This is a genomic window from Saccharopolyspora antibiotica, assembly GCF_047200635.1.
Classification (GTDB): Bacteria; Actinomycetota; Actinomycetes; order Mycobacteriales; family Pseudonocardiaceae; genus Saccharopolyspora_C.
In genome coordinates this window covers 89,763-105,895 of the sequence record NZ_JBJZOI010000018.1, presented here as the reverse complement: position 1 = coordinate 105,895, position 16,133 = coordinate 89,763, and the positions used below count along the sequence as shown (strand labels likewise).

At 72.5% G+C, this 16,133-nt stretch carries 17 protein-coding genes and 1 pseudogene; 5 read left to right on the top strand and 13 right to left on the bottom strand.

Features of this window, described 5'->3' with window-relative positions; translation table 11 throughout:
* Nucleotides 1–105 precede the first annotated feature (105 nt).
* The gene (locus ACL03H_RS16545) at nt 106–522 is read right to left on the bottom strand and encodes a DUF3040 domain-containing protein (protein WP_412812141.1); all 417 of its coding nucleotides are present in this window, start codon (nt 520–522) and stop codon (nt 106–108) included.
* 271 nt (nt 523–793) lie between these two features.
* Nucleotides 794–1,519 carry a class I SAM-dependent methyltransferase gene (locus ACL03H_RS16540; RefSeq protein WP_412812140.1) on the bottom strand — a complete coding sequence of 242 codons (726 nt, stop codon included), beginning with the start codon at nt 1,517–1,519 and terminating at the stop codon, nt 794–796.
* Between the two features lie 102 nt (nt 1,520–1,621).
* Between ACL03H_RS16540 and ACL03H_RS16535 the strand changes: the two genes are divergently transcribed.
* Both ACL03H_RS16535 and ACL03H_RS16530 read left to right on the top strand, forming a co-directional pair.
* Nucleotides 1,622–2,518, top strand: a complete 897-nt coding sequence (locus tag ACL03H_RS16535) for a ParA family protein (RefSeq protein ID WP_412812139.1) — start codon at nt 1,622–1,624, stop codon at nt 2,516–2,518.
* Nucleotides 2,518–3,288 carry a DNA-formamidopyrimidine glycosylase family protein gene (locus ACL03H_RS16530; RefSeq protein ID WP_412812138.1) on the top strand — a complete coding sequence of 257 codons (771 nt, stop codon included), beginning with the start codon at nt 2,518–2,520 and terminating at the stop codon, nt 3,286–3,288. The genes ACL03H_RS16535 and ACL03H_RS16530 overlap by 1 nt, the downstream gene beginning before the upstream one ends.
* Here the strand turns inward: ACL03H_RS16530 and ACL03H_RS16525 are convergent.
* The 7 genes from ACL03H_RS16525 to rimO form a co-directional block, all read right to left on the bottom strand.
* Entirely contained in the window at nt 3,264–4,571 is a 1,308-nt protein-coding gene (locus ACL03H_RS16525; protein ID WP_412812137.1) for a uracil-xanthine permease family protein, read from the bottom strand. The two genes, ACL03H_RS16530 and ACL03H_RS16525, sit on opposite strands and share 25 nt — an antisense overlap.
* Nucleotides 4,572–4,749: 178 nt before the next feature.
* Complete coding sequence (gene pspM, locus ACL03H_RS16520) at nt 4,750–5,583, bottom strand: phage shock envelope stress response protein PspM (RefSeq protein WP_412812136.1); 834 nt, start codon at nt 5,581–5,583, stop codon at nt 4,750–4,752.
* A 9-nt stretch (nt 5,584–5,592) separates the two neighbouring features.
* A complete protein-coding gene (locus tag ACL03H_RS16515) occupies nt 5,593–6,414 on the bottom strand; it encodes a PspA/IM30 family protein (protein ID WP_412812135.1) in 822 nt (273 codons plus the stop codon).
* 371 nt (nt 6,415–6,785) lie between these two features.
* Entirely contained in the window at nt 6,786–7,280 is a 495-nt protein-coding gene (locus ACL03H_RS16510) for a helix-turn-helix domain-containing protein (RefSeq protein ID WP_412812134.1), read from the bottom strand.
* A gap of 188 nt (nt 7,281–7,468) precedes the next feature.
* Entirely contained in the window at nt 7,469–7,945 is a 477-nt protein-coding gene (locus ACL03H_RS16505) for a CinA family protein (RefSeq protein ID WP_412812133.1), read from the bottom strand.
* Nucleotides 7,942–8,556, bottom strand: coding sequence for a CDP-diacylglycerol--glycerol-3-phosphate 3-phosphatidyltransferase (gene pgsA / locus ACL03H_RS16500; protein ID WP_412812132.1), 615 nt, complete (start codon nt 8,554–8,556; stop codon nt 7,942–7,944). Before pgsA ends, ACL03H_RS16505 begins: the two co-directional genes overlap by 4 nt.
* The gene (gene rimO / locus ACL03H_RS16495; RefSeq protein WP_412812131.1) at nt 8,556–9,995 is read right to left on the bottom strand and encodes a 30S ribosomal protein S12 methylthiotransferase RimO; all 1,440 of its coding nucleotides are present in this window, start codon (nt 9,993–9,995) and stop codon (nt 8,556–8,558) included. Before rimO ends, pgsA begins: the two co-directional genes overlap by 1 nt.
* A gap of 171 nt (nt 9,996–10,166) precedes the next feature.
* Here rimO and ACL03H_RS16490 point away from each other — a divergent pair, with 171 nt between their 5' ends.
* The gene (locus tag ACL03H_RS16490; protein WP_412812130.1) at nt 10,167–10,700 is read left to right on the top strand and encodes an amino-acid N-acetyltransferase; all 534 of its coding nucleotides are present in this window, start codon (nt 10,167–10,169) and stop codon (nt 10,698–10,700) included.
* Nucleotides 10,701–10,707: 7 nt separating this feature from the next.
* Here ACL03H_RS16490 and ACL03H_RS16485 read toward each other — a convergent pair whose 3' ends face one another.
* Together ACL03H_RS16485 and ACL03H_RS16480 are read right to left on the bottom strand one after the other, a co-directional pair.
* On the bottom strand, nt 10,708–11,286 hold the full coding sequence (locus ACL03H_RS16485; protein WP_412812129.1) for an RloB family protein: 579 nt from the start codon (nt 11,284–11,286) through the stop codon (nt 10,708–10,710).
* Nucleotides 11,283–12,596: an AAA family ATPase gene (locus tag ACL03H_RS16480; protein ID WP_412812128.1), complete on the bottom strand. Its 1,314-nt coding sequence runs from the start codon at nt 12,594–12,596 to the stop codon at nt 11,283–11,285. The genes ACL03H_RS16485 and ACL03H_RS16480 overlap by 4 nt, the downstream gene beginning before the upstream one ends.
* A 306-nt stretch (nt 12,597–12,902) precedes the next feature.
* On the opposite strand from ACL03H_RS16480, the pseudogene ACL03H_RS16475 reads away from it, so the two are divergent.
* A pseudogene (locus tag ACL03H_RS16475) lies at nt 12,903–13,220 on the top strand (phospholipase A2); the annotation flags it as partial.
* Between the two features lie 35 nt (nt 13,221–13,255).
* Here the strand turns inward: ACL03H_RS16475 and ACL03H_RS16470 are convergent.
* Complete coding sequence (locus ACL03H_RS16470; RefSeq protein ID WP_412812127.1) at nt 13,256–13,393, bottom strand: hypothetical protein; 138 nt, start codon at nt 13,391–13,393, stop codon at nt 13,256–13,258.
* Between the two features lie 83 nt (nt 13,394–13,476).
* Here ACL03H_RS16470 and ACL03H_RS16465 point away from each other — a divergent pair, with 83 nt between their 5' ends.
* Nucleotides 13,477–14,691 (top strand): alpha-hydroxy acid oxidase, encoded by a 1,215-nt coding sequence (locus ACL03H_RS16465; RefSeq protein WP_412812126.1) that lies wholly within the window; start codon nt 13,477–13,479, stop codon nt 14,689–14,691.
* Nucleotides 14,692–14,730: 39 nt separating this feature from the next.
* On the opposite strand, the gene ACL03H_RS16460 is transcribed toward ACL03H_RS16465, so the two are convergent.
* Nucleotides 14,731–16,014: a sialidase family protein gene (locus ACL03H_RS16460; protein ID WP_412812125.1), complete on the bottom strand. Its 1,284-nt coding sequence runs from the start codon at nt 16,012–16,014 to the stop codon at nt 14,731–14,733.
* Nucleotides 16,015–16,133 lie beyond the last annotated feature (119 nt).

Genomic DNA, 16,133 nt, shown 5'->3' with positions numbered 1-16,133 from the left:
CGCTGCTCCCGCCACCGGAAGTGCCGCGGTGCTCCATCCGAGCGGACGGATCGCCGACCCGAGGTCGACGATCACCGCCACCACTGCCCGGACCGAGGTCCGGGTCTACTGCTCGAAACGCTTGCGAAAGCGTTCTTCCATCCGCTGGGTGAAGGAACCGCGCTCGCGTGGCTCGGTCTTCTTCCGGTCTCCGCCGGATGAGCCTGCGCTTCCCTCCCCCTCGGATTCCGCTTCCTGGCTGCCGCCACGCATGGCGGACAGCACCAGTACTGCTCCGCCGAACATCACGAGGAAGCCGACCACGCTCACCACGGGGATATCGGCCGGTTTGACCGGTATCACCACGCCGAGCACCAGCAGGATCAACCCCAGCGCGAACACGGCGATGCCCTGGAGGCGACGCCGCCGCGACGGGCGGTGCAACCGCCCACCGCGCACGGTGGAGACGAACTTCGGATCCTCGGCGTAGAGCGCGCGCTCGATCTGGTCGAGCAGTCGCTGCTCGTGCTCGGAGAGTGGCATGGCTCCTCCTCCGGCACAGGTAACTCAGTGGCGCCGGAACTCGGAGGACGGGACCTCCGGGCAGGAACCCGGCGAACGCTTGGGGGCGTCACCGTCGAGGATACGGTTCCCGGGACGCCACGACTACCCGCAGGGGGCAGCTCGGCCGACCGAGGTCGCCGACATCATCCCGTCGGATCAACCGAACGGCCGAAGGACCGGGGTTCACCCGCCGTTCCCCCAGGTGGCCGGACCACGTCCGGCTCGTTCTCCGCCGGGCCGAGCCGCCGCGTCAGCGCACCGGCCGCCCGAGCGCGTGCAACCGGGAGGCGATGTCGCGCAGCGGCGGGGTGACCGCGGCGGCGCGCTCGAGCTCGGCCAGCGGTTCCGCCCCGTGACCTTCGAGGACCGAGCCGGGGACGAGGTCGGTGAACACGCCCTGCCCCTGCACCAGGTCGACCGAGAGCCCGGCCTCCCGCATCCGGTCGGCGAGCTCGGCGCCGTCGAACCGGCGCAGCACGGTGTCCCCCGCGCCGTCGTACCTGCCGGCGGGGTCGCGCAGCACCCGCAGCGCGTCCGCGGGCCGCCCGGCCAGGGCGCTGGCGAGCACCGCCGCGTACCGGTTGGACACCAGCACCGACACGGCCCCGCCGTCGGCGGTCGCGGCGGCCAGCGAGACCAGCGACGTGGCGACGTCGTCGACGTACTCCAGCAGCCCGTGCCCGAGCACGAGATCCGCGCCACCGGGCGGGGCGAAGGCGTGCAGCGCCTCGGTGTCGCCCTGCAGCGCGGTGATCAGCTGGGCGACGCCCGCGTCGGCGGCGCGGCGCTGCAGGGTGGCGAGGGCGTTCGGGCTGGGGTCGACCACGGTGACCTCGCAGCCCGCCGAGGCCATCGGCACCGCCCAGACCCCGCTGCCCCCTCCGACGTCGAGGACGCGCGGCGGGCGGCCGTCGCGGCGCGCGCGGGCTTCGGCGATCTCTTCTTCCAGCACCCGGTGCACGGCGTCGGATCTCATGGCCCGCAGCGTAATGCCGGGTCGGAGCGGGCATCGCACCGGCGGGGCGGGACGGCGGGCGCAGCAGCACACGGGCGCGGGCCGGTTCCGTAGGCTACGGGCGTGCAAACGGTGGCAGTGCTCAGCCTCAAGGGCGGGGTCGGGAAGACGACCGTGGTGCTCGGGCTCGCCTCGGCGGCCATGCGCCGCGGAGCGCGGACCCTGGTGGTGGACCTGGATCCGCAGTGCAATGCGACGGCCGCGCTGGAGCCGGACGAGACCCGGCTGGGGCTCAGCGACGTGCTGGCCGATCCGAGCCCCGAGACGCTGCGCGGGGCGGTGGCGCCGAGCGGCTGGGGCGAGGAGGTCGACGTCCTCGTCGGTTCGGAGGACGCCGAGTCCTTCAACGGCGGCCCCGACCGCGGCCGGGGCGGGTTGGCCAAGCTCACCGAGGCGCTCTCCGCGCTGGACGCGCTGATCGCCGAGGGCGAGCTGCCCTACCAGCTGGTGCTGCTGGACTGCCCGCCGTCGCTGGGCAGGCTGACCCGATCGGCGTTGATCGCGGCGGACCGGGCGCTGCTGGTGACCGAGCCGACGATCTTCGCGGTCTCCGGGGTGCAGCGCGCGTTCGAGGCGGTGCAGGCGGAGCGGGCCGAGAACAACCCGCGGCTGCAACCGCTGGGCGTGGTGATCAACCGGGTCCGCCCCCGCTCGCACGAGCACCAGTTCCGGGTCGAGGAGCTGCGGGAGATCTTCGGCCCGCTGGTGATGCCGGTGGCGCTGCCGGACCGGCTCGCGGTGCAGCAGGCCCAGGGCGCCTGCCTGCCCATCCACCAGTGGGGAACCCCGGGCGCCCGGGAGGTGGCGCTGGGCTTCAACCTGCTGCTGGCCCGCACGCTGCGCGCGGGGCGGCGCAGACCGGGGGCCGAGGCCGCGCTGGACGACTCCTTCGACGACGACCCGGGTGATCACGACCTCGACGAGGGTGATCTCGACGCGGGTTCTCGTTCCGGAGCCTGATGCCCGAGGGCGACACCGTCTTCCGCGCCTGCCGGCGCCTGCACGAGGCGCTGGCGGGCGAGGAGCTGGTGCGCGGCGAGCTGCGCCATCCCCGGCTCGCCGAGGTGCCGTTGCGCGGCCGGGTGGTGCGCGAGGTGCGCCCGGTGGGCAAGCACCTGCTGCTGCGCTTCACCGATGACCGGACGCTGCACAGCCACCTCGGCATGGACGGTGCCTGGCACCTGTACCCGCCGGGCGCGCGGTGGCGCCGTCCGGCGCACCGGGCCCGCGCGGTGCTGGAGGTCCCGCAGCTCAGCGCGGTGGGCTTCGAGCTGCGGCAGCTGCACTGGATTCGCACCGCCGACGAGGCGGAGCTGGTCGGCCACCTCGGTCCCGACCTGCTCGACCCCGGCTGGGACGAGGCGCGGCACGCGGAGGCGGTGCGCCGCCTCACCGCGGATCCGGGGCGCGAGATCGGCGCCGCGCTCCTGGACCAGTCGTCGCTGGCGGGCGTGGGCAACATCTACCGCACTGAGCTGTGCTTCCTGCTGCGCTGCTCGCCGCGGACCCCGGTGGGCGAGGTCGACGCGGACCGCGCGGTGCGGCTGGCCCACGACCTGCTGCTGCGCGGTACCCGGCAGCAGCAGCGATCCACGACCGGTGATCTGCGACGGGGCGTGCGGTACTGGGTCTACGGGCGGCGGAGCTGCCTGCGGTGCGGTGGCCCGGTGCACCGGGAGGCGCCGGACGCGGAGCGCGTCAGCTATCACTGCCCCCGCTGCCAACCCTGATCGCCCGGTCCGGAGCGGCGGGCGGAGACGGCGTCGGCGAGGCCGCGCAGCGCGGGGTAGACGAGCACGATCCCGAGCGAGCCCCAGACCAGCCCGGTCAGCCGCAGCGCGCCGAGCGAGACGGTGAGGTCCCCCACCCCGGCGATCAGCGCGGTGCCGAGCACCGTGAGGTTGACCGGGTCCGAGAAGTCGACGCCCGCCTCGCTCCAGATCCGCACCCCGACGAGGGCGAGCACGCCGACGACGACGAACATCGCCCCGCCGAGGGCGCCGAGCGGGATGGTTCCGATCAGGGCGGTCAGCTTGGGGCAGAACGCGAGCAGCACGGCGCCGACGGCGGCGACCACGCAGGCCGCCGTCGAGTACACCCGGGCCGCGGCCATCACCCCGACGTTCGGGGCGTGGCTGCTGAGCGCGGAGCCGCCCCCGGCGCCGGACAGCGCGGTGGCGAGACCGCCTCCGATGAGCGCGTCGCCGACCTGCCCGTCGAGGTTGCGCCCGCTCATCGCGGCCACGGCTTTGACGTTGCCGACGAGTTCGGCGAGCAGCACCAGCACCATGGGCGCCACGAACGGCACCGCCGACAGGTGCAGCTGGGGGGCCACGAACTCGGGCGCGGCGAACCAGGGCGCGCGGGCGAGGGCGGCCAGCCGCTCGGGGTCGACCTGCCCGAGCATCGCCGCGCACCCCCAGCCGGCCAGCACCCCGGCCAGCACCGCGAGCCTGCGGGGCATGGCGCGGCTGAGCACGGTCGCGAGCATGACGACGACCAGGCACAGCACGGCGGGCAGCGGCTGCGCGGTGAACGCGGACCCGGCCCGCGGGGCCAAGCTGAGCCCCAGCATCAGCACGATGCCCCCGGTGACGACCGGGGGCATCGCGGATTCGAGGAGGCGCACGCCGAGCGCTTTTACGGCGACGCCGAGGGTGAACACGGCCAAGCCCACGATGATGATCGCCCCGAGCAGCGCGCCCCGGGTCGCGCCGCCGTGGTCGACGGCGGCGCCCATCGGCACCACGAAGGCGTAGGAGGCGCCCAGGTAGGCGGGCACCCGGTTGCGGGTGACCAGCAGGAACAGCAGCGTCCCGAGGCCGGACAGCAGCAGGGTCGTCGAGGCGGGGAAACCGGTCAGCAGCGGGACGAGCGCGGTGGTGCCGAACATGGCGATCAGGTGCTGCAGGCCGAACCCGGCGGTCAGCGGCCAGCTGAGCCGTTCACCGGACCCCACGACCGCGTCGTCCACCACCTGACGACCGTTGCCGTGCACGGTCCACAACGCCACATCGTCCTCCCCGACTTCCCCCCGGCAGCGGGGAACGCCGCCGCGTAACGCGACGACGGTGGGAAGATTACTATTCGGCATCGCACAATCAACCCGGCCCGGGCTCATCGGCGGGTAAAAATGATCACTGTCGGGTCGGCGGCACCGGACGTGCCGGGTCGATCACCTGGGGTGGAGCTCAGCCGCGGCCGGTCGGTCCGGCGGCGTCGCTGCCCCGGCCGAGCTCGTGCAGCGCGGTCGCCAGCCCGGCGAGCCGATCGGTGGCGTCCTGCACGGCGGCCCGCTGCTCCTGGGCCCCGCTGACCGCGGCGGCCCGACCGGCGGAGGCGACGAGGTGCCGGTACCCCTCGATGCCCTCGTCGAGTTCCGCGCGCAGCCGGTCCGCGTCGGCGCGCAGCTCCTGCTGCTCGCTGGTCGGCACGTGCGGCAGCGCCGATTCGACCGCCCGCAGCCGGGCGGCGACCTCCCGCAGCGCGGTGGCGGCCCGGTTCGCGGTGGCTCGCGCGTCAGCGGCCTCGCCGAAGCCGCTCTGCTCCAGGGGGGCGAGCGCCTGGTGCAGGCTCTGCTCGGCGTCGCGCAGCAGCCGCATCGGCTCCCGCGCTCGCGAGCCGGTCGGCGGCAGCTCCACGGGCTCCGGCGGGGCCTCCGGCAGCGGCATCCGGATCAGCCGCCGGTAGCGCCGCCACTCGGCCACGGTTCCGCAGGCGGCGGCGAGGGCGACCCCGCCGAGGCCGAAGGCGGCCACGTCCAGCGCGGTCTCCAGCGGACCAGCGCCGATGGCGAGACCGAACACCTGGGGCTGGAAGGACCCGACGGCGCCGACGCCGAGGACCCCGGTGCTCACGGCCCCGGCCGTGGTGGTCTGCCGCGCTCGCTTGCGCTTGCGCAGCAGCCGCGCCCTCGGGTCCCGCCAGCGGGCGAGCTTGCGGCGGACCTCACCGGCGACGGGGCCGCGCAGCTCGCGCAGCGCGGCCTCGCCCCATTCCGCCAGTTCGCTCTTCCGCCGGGACATCGGCTTCGATCAGGCCTGGCCGGTCTGCGGGTTCTGCTGCTGCTGCTGCGGGCGGGTGGCCGGTTCGGCCGCTCCGCTCGCCTGCTGCCCGCCGGTGACCTGCTGCTGCCCGCCGCCCATGGAGGCGCGCAGCTGCTCGAGGCGGTTCGAGCCAGCGGCGTCGATCGAGGCCTGCTGAACCTCCATCATCCGGCCCTGAACGCTGTTCTGCGCCAGCTCGGCCTCGCCGAGGGCGGTGCTGTAGCGGCGCTCGATCTTGTCCCGGACCTCCTCCAGGGAGGGGGTGTTGCCGGGGGCGGCGAGGTCGCTCATCTGCTTGAGCGAGTTGGACGCCTGCTCCTGCATCTTGGCCTGCTCCAGCTGGCTGAGCAGCTTCGTGCGCTCGGCGATCTTCTGCTGGAGCATCTGCGAGTTGCGCTCGACGGCCTGCTTGGCCTGCTCGGCGGCCTGCAGCGACTGGTCGTGCAGCGTCTTGAGGTCTTCCACGCCCTGTTCGGCGGTGACCAGCTGGCTCGCGAGCTGGGTGGCGGTCTCCTCGTACTTCTGCGCCTTGGCCACGTCACCCTCGGTGCGCGCCTGGTCGGCCATGACCAGGGCCTGCCTGGCCGAGGACTGCAGCTTCTCCACCTCGCCGAGCTGGCGGTTGAGCTTCATCTCCAGCTGCCGCTGGTTGCCGATCACCGAGGCCGCCTGCTGGGAGAGTGCCTGGTGCTGGCGCTGCGCATCCTCGATGGCCTGCTGGATCTGCACCTTCGGGTCGGCGTTCTCGTCGATCTTCGACGAGAACGACGCCATCAGGTACTTCCAGAACTTCACGAACGGATTGGCCATCTCCTCCGCCTGCCTTCTCTCCTGCCGGTGCTGCTCGTGCGCGACCGCGACCGCTGGAAACGACCCAGCGCCGGGGGCCCTGCGCGGACCCTTCCCGGCACGTCGTGTCCCCCGCGTGGCGCCGTCGCACCCATCGTGTCAGGGCGCGGTGTCCGGTTCCACCAGGATGCGCAGATCTCCGGGAAAATCCCCCCGGGACCGGCGAACGGTCACGACATGATCGAACCAGCTCCGCCACCCGGACTCGCGCCCGGGTGGCGTGACCGCGGTCCGCACCGCTCCACCCCGACCAACGCGGCAGAGCCCCGCCAGGTTCCGGCCGGAGGTGTCGATCCCGTCTCGAAGGCGCTCGGATCGTCCGGCCGATCCGGTCAGGCAGCGACGACGACGCCGCCGGAGGTGCGCAACGGCGCGCTGATTCGCTGGCTGAGCACCGGCTGCAGGCGGTGCTCGTCGGTGAGGTCGTCGCCGGCGAGCTGAGCGTCGACGGCCGCCGCCTCCGCGTCGGCGAAGTCGGCGCCGGACAGGTCGGCCTCGCCGAGGTCGGTCCCCATCAGGCTCGGCACCAGGCGGCCACCGTCGAAGTCCGCGGTCGTCCGCTGCTCCACCATGGCGGCCGTGAGCACGGAACCCGACCCGTCGAGGTCACCCGCGACCGTGACGAGCAGTTCCGGCAGCGGCAGGTCCAGCGCACCGCAGATCGAAGCGAGCAGTTCGCTCGACGCCTCCTTGCGACCTCGCTCCACCTCGGACAGGTAGCCGAGGCTCACCCGGGCGGCGCGCGAGACGTCTCGCAGCGTACGAGACTGAGCGGTCCGGGCGCGGCGCAGCCTTTCACCGACTGCTTCCCGCAACAACACGGTCATCGCGCGCCTCCCTCCTTCGTCGCTTACATCGTGCGCTACGCGTCAACGCCCCCTACGTTACTCATCGCGACGCCGTAGCGAGAGCGATCATCCGGTAATCCGCCGAGGGCGAACGGTGCGCGAACTCGCGCGCGGACGCCCCGCGACCGCGATTCCGCAGCGCTGGGCGGTGCGCGCACCTCCCGGTCTCAACGGACGAGAGCCGTCAGGTGTTCCAACGCCACTCGAACGGCCGCCGCCCTGATCGTCGAGCGGTCGCCGCCGAGGCGCACCGTGTGCACCGTGCGCACCGCGGGACCGTCCGGGCCCGCGAACCCGAGGTGCACGGTGCCGGGCTCGACGCCGTCCTGCGGATCCGGCCCGGCCACGCCGGTGAGGCCGATCCCCCAGCTCGCCCCGCACCGGTCGCGAGCGCCGACGGCCAGCTGCGCGGCGACCTCCGGCTGCACCGCACCACCGGTGACCAGCAATTCCTCGTCGACGCCCGCGAGCTCCGACTTGAGGTCGGTGGCGTAGACGATCAGTCCTCCGCGCACCACCGCGCTGGCCCCCGGCTCCTCGGTGAGGGTCGCCGCGAGCAGTCCCGCGGTGAGCGATTCGGCCGTGGCGACCGTCTCGCCCCGGGCGCGCAGCAGGTCCAGCAGCTCGGCGACCGCCGCGCTCACGCCGCGCCCTCGCGGCCCCGCGCCCGCAGCCGCCAGGCGCGGACCGCGTAGTCCACGCCGGTCACGACCGTGACCAGCACCGCGGCCCCCATCACGACCCAGCGCAACGGCTCCAGCGGACCGCCCAGCGGCACCAGGTAGAGGGTGATCGCGATGGCTTGCAGCAACGTCTTGAGCTTGCCGCCGCGGCTGGCCGGGATCACGCCGAGGCGGATCACCCAGAACCGCAGCAGTGTGACGAACAGCTCACGCGCGATGATCACCAGGGTGACCCACCAGGGCAGGTCCCCGACCGCGCTGAGCCCGATCAGCGCGGCGCCGGTGAGCGCCTTGTCCGCGATCGGGTCGGCGATCTTGCCGAAGTCGGTGATGAGTCCGCGTCGGCGGGCCAGCTCGCCGTCGATCCGGTCGGTGATCGCCGCGACCAGGAACACCCCGAGCGCCACCCAGCGCCACAGCGGCTGGTGCCCGTCCTCCCGCAGCAGCGCCACCAGGAACACCGGCACCAGCGCGAGCCGGGAGACGGTGAGCACGTTGGCGATGTTGAGCAGCGGCACCGGACGGGCTTCCCCGCCAGGGGCGGGTGATCCCGGGGCCGCGCCTCCAGCCATCACGTCGTCTCCCCGGAGGGGCGCCGTTCGGGCTCCTCGATCGGTCGGACCACGAGGTCAACGCCCTCGCTGGCGATGACGCGGCAGTGCAGCACCTCGCCCACGCCGACCGCTCCCGGGTCGGTGACGAGGCATTCGCCGTCGACCTCCGGGCCCTGGTGCTCGGCGCGGCCCGCGCAACCGTCCTCGTGCTCGGCGTCGCGCTCGATCAGGACCCGCACCTCGGTGCCGACGCGGTCCTCCGCGCGCTGGTCGGTGAGCTCGTCGACGAGCGCGGACAGGTCGGCGACGCGCTCCGCGACGACGTCCTCGCCGAGCTTGTCCGCGAAGCCCTCGGCCTCGGTGCCGTCTTCGTCGGAGTAGCCGAAGACACCGACCGCGTCGAGCCGGGCGCGGGTGAGGAAGTCGCGCAGCTCGGCGTAGTCCTCCTCGGTCTCCCCGGGGAAGCCGACGATGAAGTTGCTGCGGATCCCGGCCTCGGGGGCGAGCTCGCGGATCTGCTCGATGAGCCCGAGGAAGGCCGCGGTGGATCCGAAGCGCCGCATCCGCCGCAGCACTGTCTCGCTGGCGTGCTGGAAGGACAGGTCGAAGTAGGGCGCGACACCGGGCGTGGTGGCGATGGTGCGGACCAGGCCGGGCCGGGTCTCGGCGGGCTGCAGGTAGGAGACCCGGACGCGGTCGACGCCGTCGATGCCCGCGAGCCGGGGCAGCAGCGTCTCCAGCGCGCGCGGATCGGAGAGGTCCTTGCCGTAGGAGGTCGAGTTCTCGCTGACCAGGAACAGCTCTCGCACGCCCTGCTGGGCCAGCCAGGCCGCCTCGCCGAGCACCTCCTCCGGCTTGCGGGACAGGAAGGAGCCGCGGAATGCGGGAATGGCGCAGAAGGTGCAGCGCCGGTCGCAGCCGGAGGCCAGCTTGAGCGAGGCCACCGGCGCGTCGTCCAGCCGCCGCCTGCTCACCCGCGCCGCGGGCATCCAGCCGTGGCCGGGCACGCTGACCTCGGTGGCGGCGGCGGGCCGCTCGACCGGGGTGATCGGGAGCATGGTGCGCCGGTCGCGGGGCTGGTGGGAGGCCAGCGGGCGGCCGTCGAGCACGTCGTCGAGCCGCTCGGCGAGCTGCGCGTAGTGGTCGAAGCCGAGCACCGCGTCGGCCTCGGGCAGCTGCTCGGCGAGCTCCTGGCCGTAGCGCTCGGCCATGCAGCCGACGGCGACGACCTTGGCGCCGGTGTCGGAGGCGGCCAGCAGCGTGTCCACCGAGTCCTTCTTCGCCGATTCGACGAAGCCGCAGGTGTTGACGACGACGACGTCCGCGGAGTCCTCGCCGTCGACGAGGTCCCAGCCGCGCTCGTGCAGCGTTCCGGCGAGCTCTTCGGAATCGACTTCGTTGCGCGCACATCCCAGAGTGACCATGGACACTCGGCGCGGCGTGGACCCAGCAGGCATGACCCGAGGTTAGCCGCCGCCCTCAGCCGCACTGCGCCCGCGCCCGCCGGAGGGCCGCTCAGGGGCGGAGGCGGCGTTCACGACGAGCTCCGCGGCCGCGCCGCCGGGCGGCTGCAGCGCGGACTCGGGGAGCGTCGACCCCGGTGCACCGGGAAAGGTAGCATCTCGACCATGCATGATTATGCGGCCGGAGCGATATCGATTCGGCGAGCGCGGGTGGGGGACGTCCGGGGGATCAAGGCTCTCGTCGACTCCTACGCGGGCAAGGTGCTGCTGGCGAAGGAGCTCGTCACCCTCTACGAGCACGTGCAGGAGTTCTGGGTCGCCGAGCTCACCGCCGAGAACACCCCGCCGCGCCTGGTCGGCTGCGGCGCGCTGCACGTGCTGTGGGAGGACCTGGCCGAGATCCGCACGGTCGCGGTGGACCCGGGGGCGCGCGGCCACGGCGTCGGGCACCGCGTCGTCGGCCGCCTGGTGGAGCTGGCCCGCGACCTGGGCCTGGCCCGGGTCTTCGTGCTCACCTTCGAGACGACGTTCTTCCAGCGCCACGGCTTCCAGCCGATCGACGGCGCCCCCGTCTCCCCCGAGGTCTACGCCGAGATGCGCCGCTCCGCCGACGAGGGCGTCGCCGAATTCCTCGACCTCCCGTACGTCAAGCCCAACACCCTCGGCAACACCCGGATGCTCCTGGAACTCCCCCGCTGACCGAGCCTTACGCCCCGCGGCCGTCCATCACGTCGACCAACCGCCACACCCCGCTCGACGGGTTGCGCTGATGCTCGCACTCGTGCTGGCACCTGCGCTCGGCCCGCTCCCGCGCGGCCCCCAGACCGTCCGCGTAGTCCTCGAAGCGGATCGCGCTCTTCTCGTAGTGCCGGACGTGACGCCGGAGCCTGCGCACTGCCGAGCCGTAGTCGGGTAACGAACCACCGAAGTCCTCGAAGTGCAGCAGCAGCCAGTACTCGAAGCACGGATTGGACACCGCGAGCTTGATCCCAGCCGCCCTCGCGGCCGAACGCGCGGCGTCGATGTCGAACTGGTCCACGTCCACCACGCACCAGATCTCGTCATGGGCGCCAGGACTCCTGCTGCGCCACCGCTTGGCCTTCGCCACGAGGGTGACCGGGTCGACCGCTTCGCTCTCGAACCGCACGTTCACGGCGAGTGCGCGGAAGTGCGAGCGCAACGCGCCGAGGTACTGCCGCTCGGTCCGGACCGCGCCGCACAGCACCAGCAGCTTCGACGTCAGCCGGGGTGAACGGCGCCCGCCCCGGTTCTCCCGTCGGGTCACCGGTCGCCCCCGAACGCCCCCGCGAAGCGCTCGGCGGCGGTGAACGGGACGGCCCCGTAGCTCCCGTGCAGGTAACGCCGCTCGTGGTTCTCGCCCTTGCGCGGCTTGAAGTCGGACAGCGCGTAGAGCGAGCTCCGCCCGGAGCGGTCCTTCTCCACGAACCACACGGCGTCCCTCGGGAGCGCGTCTTCGTCGAGCATCGTGCCGAGCAGGCTCGTGTCGTGGGTGGTGAGAATCAGCTGAGCCTGCCGGGTGTTGATCCGCTCGTCGCGGAACAACCCGATCAGCCGGGAGGTGAGCAGCGGGTGCAGGCTGGTGTCGATCTCGTCGATCACGAGCACCGAGCCCGCGCGGAGCGCGCGGAGCACGGCGGGCAGGTGGATTATCCAGTGCTGGGTTCCCTGCGATTCATCGACGAGGCCGAAGGGCTCGTCTCCGCCGTCGGCGTGCGAGAACTGGAGTCGTACCTCCACCTCCGGACCGCGTGCCTCCAGCTCCGCGAGGCGGGTCTTGATCCGGGTGGCCTCCTCCGGATCACCGGCCGTCTCGACCTGCTTCGCGAGCATCGCGTAGTGATCGAGGGTTCGGCGATTCTCCCGCCGCTCCACTCGAACGTCCTTGATTCCGAGATCAGCTGCTCTGATCAATTCCAGCACTTGCTCCCGGGTCCCCTCGCCCTCCTCCAGAAGTGCCGCGAGGTCTCGCTCGGCGTGCAGTGGTGCGAGGCGGAGCACCCGTCCGGGTTCCCGGAAGCGCAACGTGCGCGCGAACCACCGGTAGACCGGCTGGACCTCCTCGAACCGGGACTGCCCGGCAACCGGGAGCACCAGTGCGTTCTCCCGGGTCAGTTCCTCGATCACCTCGCGCTTGACCTTCGCGGTCCGCACGGTCGAGCCGAACTTCACCTCGGCGCCCGTGCGCTCGAACAGCACACGCTTCCGGTTCGCCGGGTACGAGTAGAGCCACTCCTCCCGGACGGCCGCGTCATCGACGACGAATCCGTAGGTGTAGCGGACCGAGTCGATGATCAGCTCGACCACGAACGCGGACGGCTCGTCCCGCACCGCCGGGTCGAGCCTGAACGGCCGCCTGGGCACGCCACCTTCCGCGTCCCAGCGGCTGAACGACCTGGTGACCGCCGACTGCATGAACCGCAACCCGTCCAGCAGGTTCGACTTGCCGGAAGCGTTCGCACCGTAGATCGCGGTCACCGGCAGCACCGGGCGCGACTTGTCGTACGCGGGCATGAGCAGCAGTTCCTGCTCCTCGGCGAACGAGCAGTGATTGCCGAGCCGGAAGCTCCGAAGCATGGGACACCTTCCGCGGTTGAGCTTCACGCCGTTGCTCGCAAGTAAACCGCAGAAAATGCCGTGAAGGCACCTCCGTGAGGATGTTCGGGATGTCTTCCCACCCGATCGTGACTGCTCGGGGTGATGCACGACCTCGCGGTGCCGGTTCCTTCCGGCGAATATCCGCAGGAACCCGCGAGCCCCACGCGAAACAGCTATAACAGGTGCTGATCCTGGCAGGCCCCACCCTGACCCCGAGGAGATCTCGTGTTCCGTTCCGCCCGAACCCGCCGCGGCCTCGTCGCCTCCGTCGCCGCGGGCGCCGCCATGCTGCTCTCGGCTGGCACCGCCTACGCGGACCTGTCCGATTCCGAGCTGCGGGAGGTCACCGACGAGTACCTGTTCGAGACCTCGCTGAGCGACTTCACCGATCTGCGCTCCGAGCAGCCGCACTCCGCCCAGCTGGACTGGTCCTCCGACAGCTGCTCCTGGTCGCCGGACAAGCCGCTGGGCTTCGACTTCTCCACCAGCTGCGACCGGCACGACTTCGGCTACCGCAACTACAAGGCGCAGACCCGGTTCACCGAGGGCAACCGGCTGCGGATCGACGACAACTTCAAGGCCGACATGTACGGGGCCTGCGACGGCGACGGCACCTGCAAGGCCGCGGCGAACATCTACTACGCCGCGGTTCGCGAGTTCGGGAACATGAGCACGTCCACCGCCGACGCGGTCGAGCAGGCCGACATCACGACGGTCCACGCCGAGTCCGGCCAGGTCATCGGCTTCGAGGCGAAGACCCGCAGCGGGGAGACCATCCGCGCGCGTCGAGGGGGTGCTCCACCCCGCCCCGGCTCGGTAGTCTCAGCGCCTGTCCACGATCTCGGAGGAGGCGTTCCTCTTGGTGCGCAGGCAGTTCCCTCGCTGGTCCGAACTCCGGCCGCTGCTGCGGGTGGAGGTGCCGAAGGCCAGTCCGACCGAGCGCCGACTCTCCCGGGCGCACTCGATCGCCGACCTGCGCGAGATCGCGCGCCGCCGCACACCGCGCGCGGTGTTCGACTACACCGATGGCGCGGCGGAGGGGGAGACGAGCCTGCGCCGGGCGCGCCGGGCGTTCCGCGAGGTCGAGTTCCACCCCTCGGTGCTGCGCGACGTCTCCACCGTGGACACGTCGACGACGGTGCTCGGCGCCCCGTCCGCGCTGCCGTTCTCGCTGGCCCCGACGGGGTTCACGCGGATGATGAACCACGAGGGCGAGCCCGCCGTGGCCCGGGTCGCGGAGCGGGCGGGCATCCCCTACGCGCTCTCCACGATGGGCACCACCTCGGTGGAGGACCTGGCGGCGGTGGCGCCGGACGCCCGCAGGTGGTTCCAGCTCTACGTGTGGCGGGACCGGGGCGCGAGCCGGGAGCTGGTGCGGCGGGCGCGGGAGGCCGGTTACGAGGCGCTGCTGCTGACCGTGGACACGGCGGTCGCGGGCGCGCGGCTGCGGGACGTGCGCAACGGCCTGACGATCCCGCCCGCGCTGACGCCGCGCACGATCGCCGACGCCGCCCTGCACCCGGCGTGGTGGCTCAACCTGCTCACGACGGCGCCGTTGAGCTTCGCCTCGTTCGAGCGCTGGGAGGGCACCGTCGCCGAACTGATCAACGAGATGTTCGACCCGTCGATGACCTTCGCGGACCTGGAGTGGCTGCGGGAGCTCTGGGACGGCCCGCTGGTGGTGAAGGGCCTGCAGAACGCGGCGGACGCGCGGCGGGTGGTGGAGCTCGGGGCCGACGCGGTGGTGCTGTCGAACCACGGCGGCCGCCAGCTGGACCGGGCTCCGACGATGCTGGAGCTGCTGCCCCGGGTGCGCGACGAGATCGGCGACCGCGCCGAGGTCCTGCTGGATTCCGGGATCCTCAGCGGGGGTGACGTGGTGGCGGCGCTGGCGCGGGGCGCGGACTCCTGCCTGGTGGGGCGCGCTTACCTGTACGGGCTGATGGCGGGCGGGGAGCGCGGGGCGCAGCGGGCCGTGGACATCCTGCGCACCGAGGTGGAGCGCACGATGCGGCTGCTCGGCGTGACGTCGCTGGCCGAGCTGAACGAGTCGCACGCCACCCTGCGACCCTGAGGCCCCTCCCCCGACCGGCCGGGCGGGGGAAGGGGCGGCTCACCTCCCCGGGCGCGGGTCGAGCGGGGCGGGCTCGCCGCGATCAGCGGTGGCCGCGTCGCCGTCGCCGTCGATCGGGCCGGTGCCGAAGTAGGCCTCGCACGGCCCGCCGACGTACTTCTCGAAGTCCGTCACCACGTGGATCAGCGATTCGCCGTCCTCGGTGGGCAGCACCGAGGGGCTGAACCCGCGGCAGGTGCTGCCCTGGTTGTGCTCGATGTGCACGGGGGCGTCGATCTCGCGCCAGCCCCGGGACAGGTCGGACGGGTGGTCGTTGACCAGGAGCGTGCGCCCGTTGCCGGGTGCCCAGCCGCCTTCGTCCCCGGCGAGCATCTGGTAGGCGAGGACCAGCCTCCCGTCGGGGTCGTCGCCGGGGGCCCAGGTGATCGTCGGGGTGCCCAGCGGTTGACCGCCGGTGTCCGAGACGATCTCGGTGCCCGGGTCGTACGGGTCGCCCCAGTCCCAACCGTCGGGTGAGGTGCGCATCCACACGGTGCAGGTGTGCACCGGGTCTAAGTTGCACATCTCGTAGGTCATCACGTACGTGCCGTCCGGCAGTTGCCGTACCCCGGCCATTCCCGGCCGGACCCGGAACTCGTCCTGCTTGATCGCGTCGCGTTCGCCGGTCCAGGTGATGCCGTCCGCCGACCGGACCTGCACCATCTTCTGATCGTGCGCCGGGTCCATGTCGTCGGAGTAGAACGCGACCAGATCGCCCTGCGCCGAAACCGTGAACTCCGGTTCCCAGATCCCCGGCCCCGGCGGCTTGGACACGACGTCGGAGAGGTACGTCCAGTTCCGGCCCTGGTCATCGCTGCGCCACAACCGGACGCTGCTGGTGCGGGTCTCCGCGTCGTCGCCGACTCCGGCGGTGCCCGCCCACAGCAGGGTGCCCGCGGGCATGTCCCCGACCTGGCGGGGCAGTTCGTAGAGGGTGGAGCAGCACATGCCCTTGGCGTTCTCGCCCGCCGGGTCGCGGATCTCACCGACCGGCTGGAACGACCTGCCGTCGTCGGTGCTCTCGTAGATCACCGCACGTCCGGCGTTGTCCACGTAGGTCGTCATGCTGGCCAGGACGCGGCCGTTGGCGGCACCGCTGCTCTCCAGCCGGACCAGGCGCGGGTAGCTGCTGCCGCCCTGCCGGAACATCTCGCCCTTCGAGACGTCCATCGGCACCGGGTCGGTGGCGGGTGGCTCGGCCCAGGCGCTCGCCTGGTACCAGCCGGCGAGCAGCAGCACCGACAGCGCGGTGGCGGCGCCGGCTCGTGCTCTCGTGCCGTTCATCGCGAACCCTTCGATCGAGGAGCGGCCGAGAACATATCCGACGGTGATCAGCGCCGGAACCCTCGTGGCGCATTCCCACCACTCCCCCGGGTGGCGGTGTCGCGGCCGCGCATCGCACC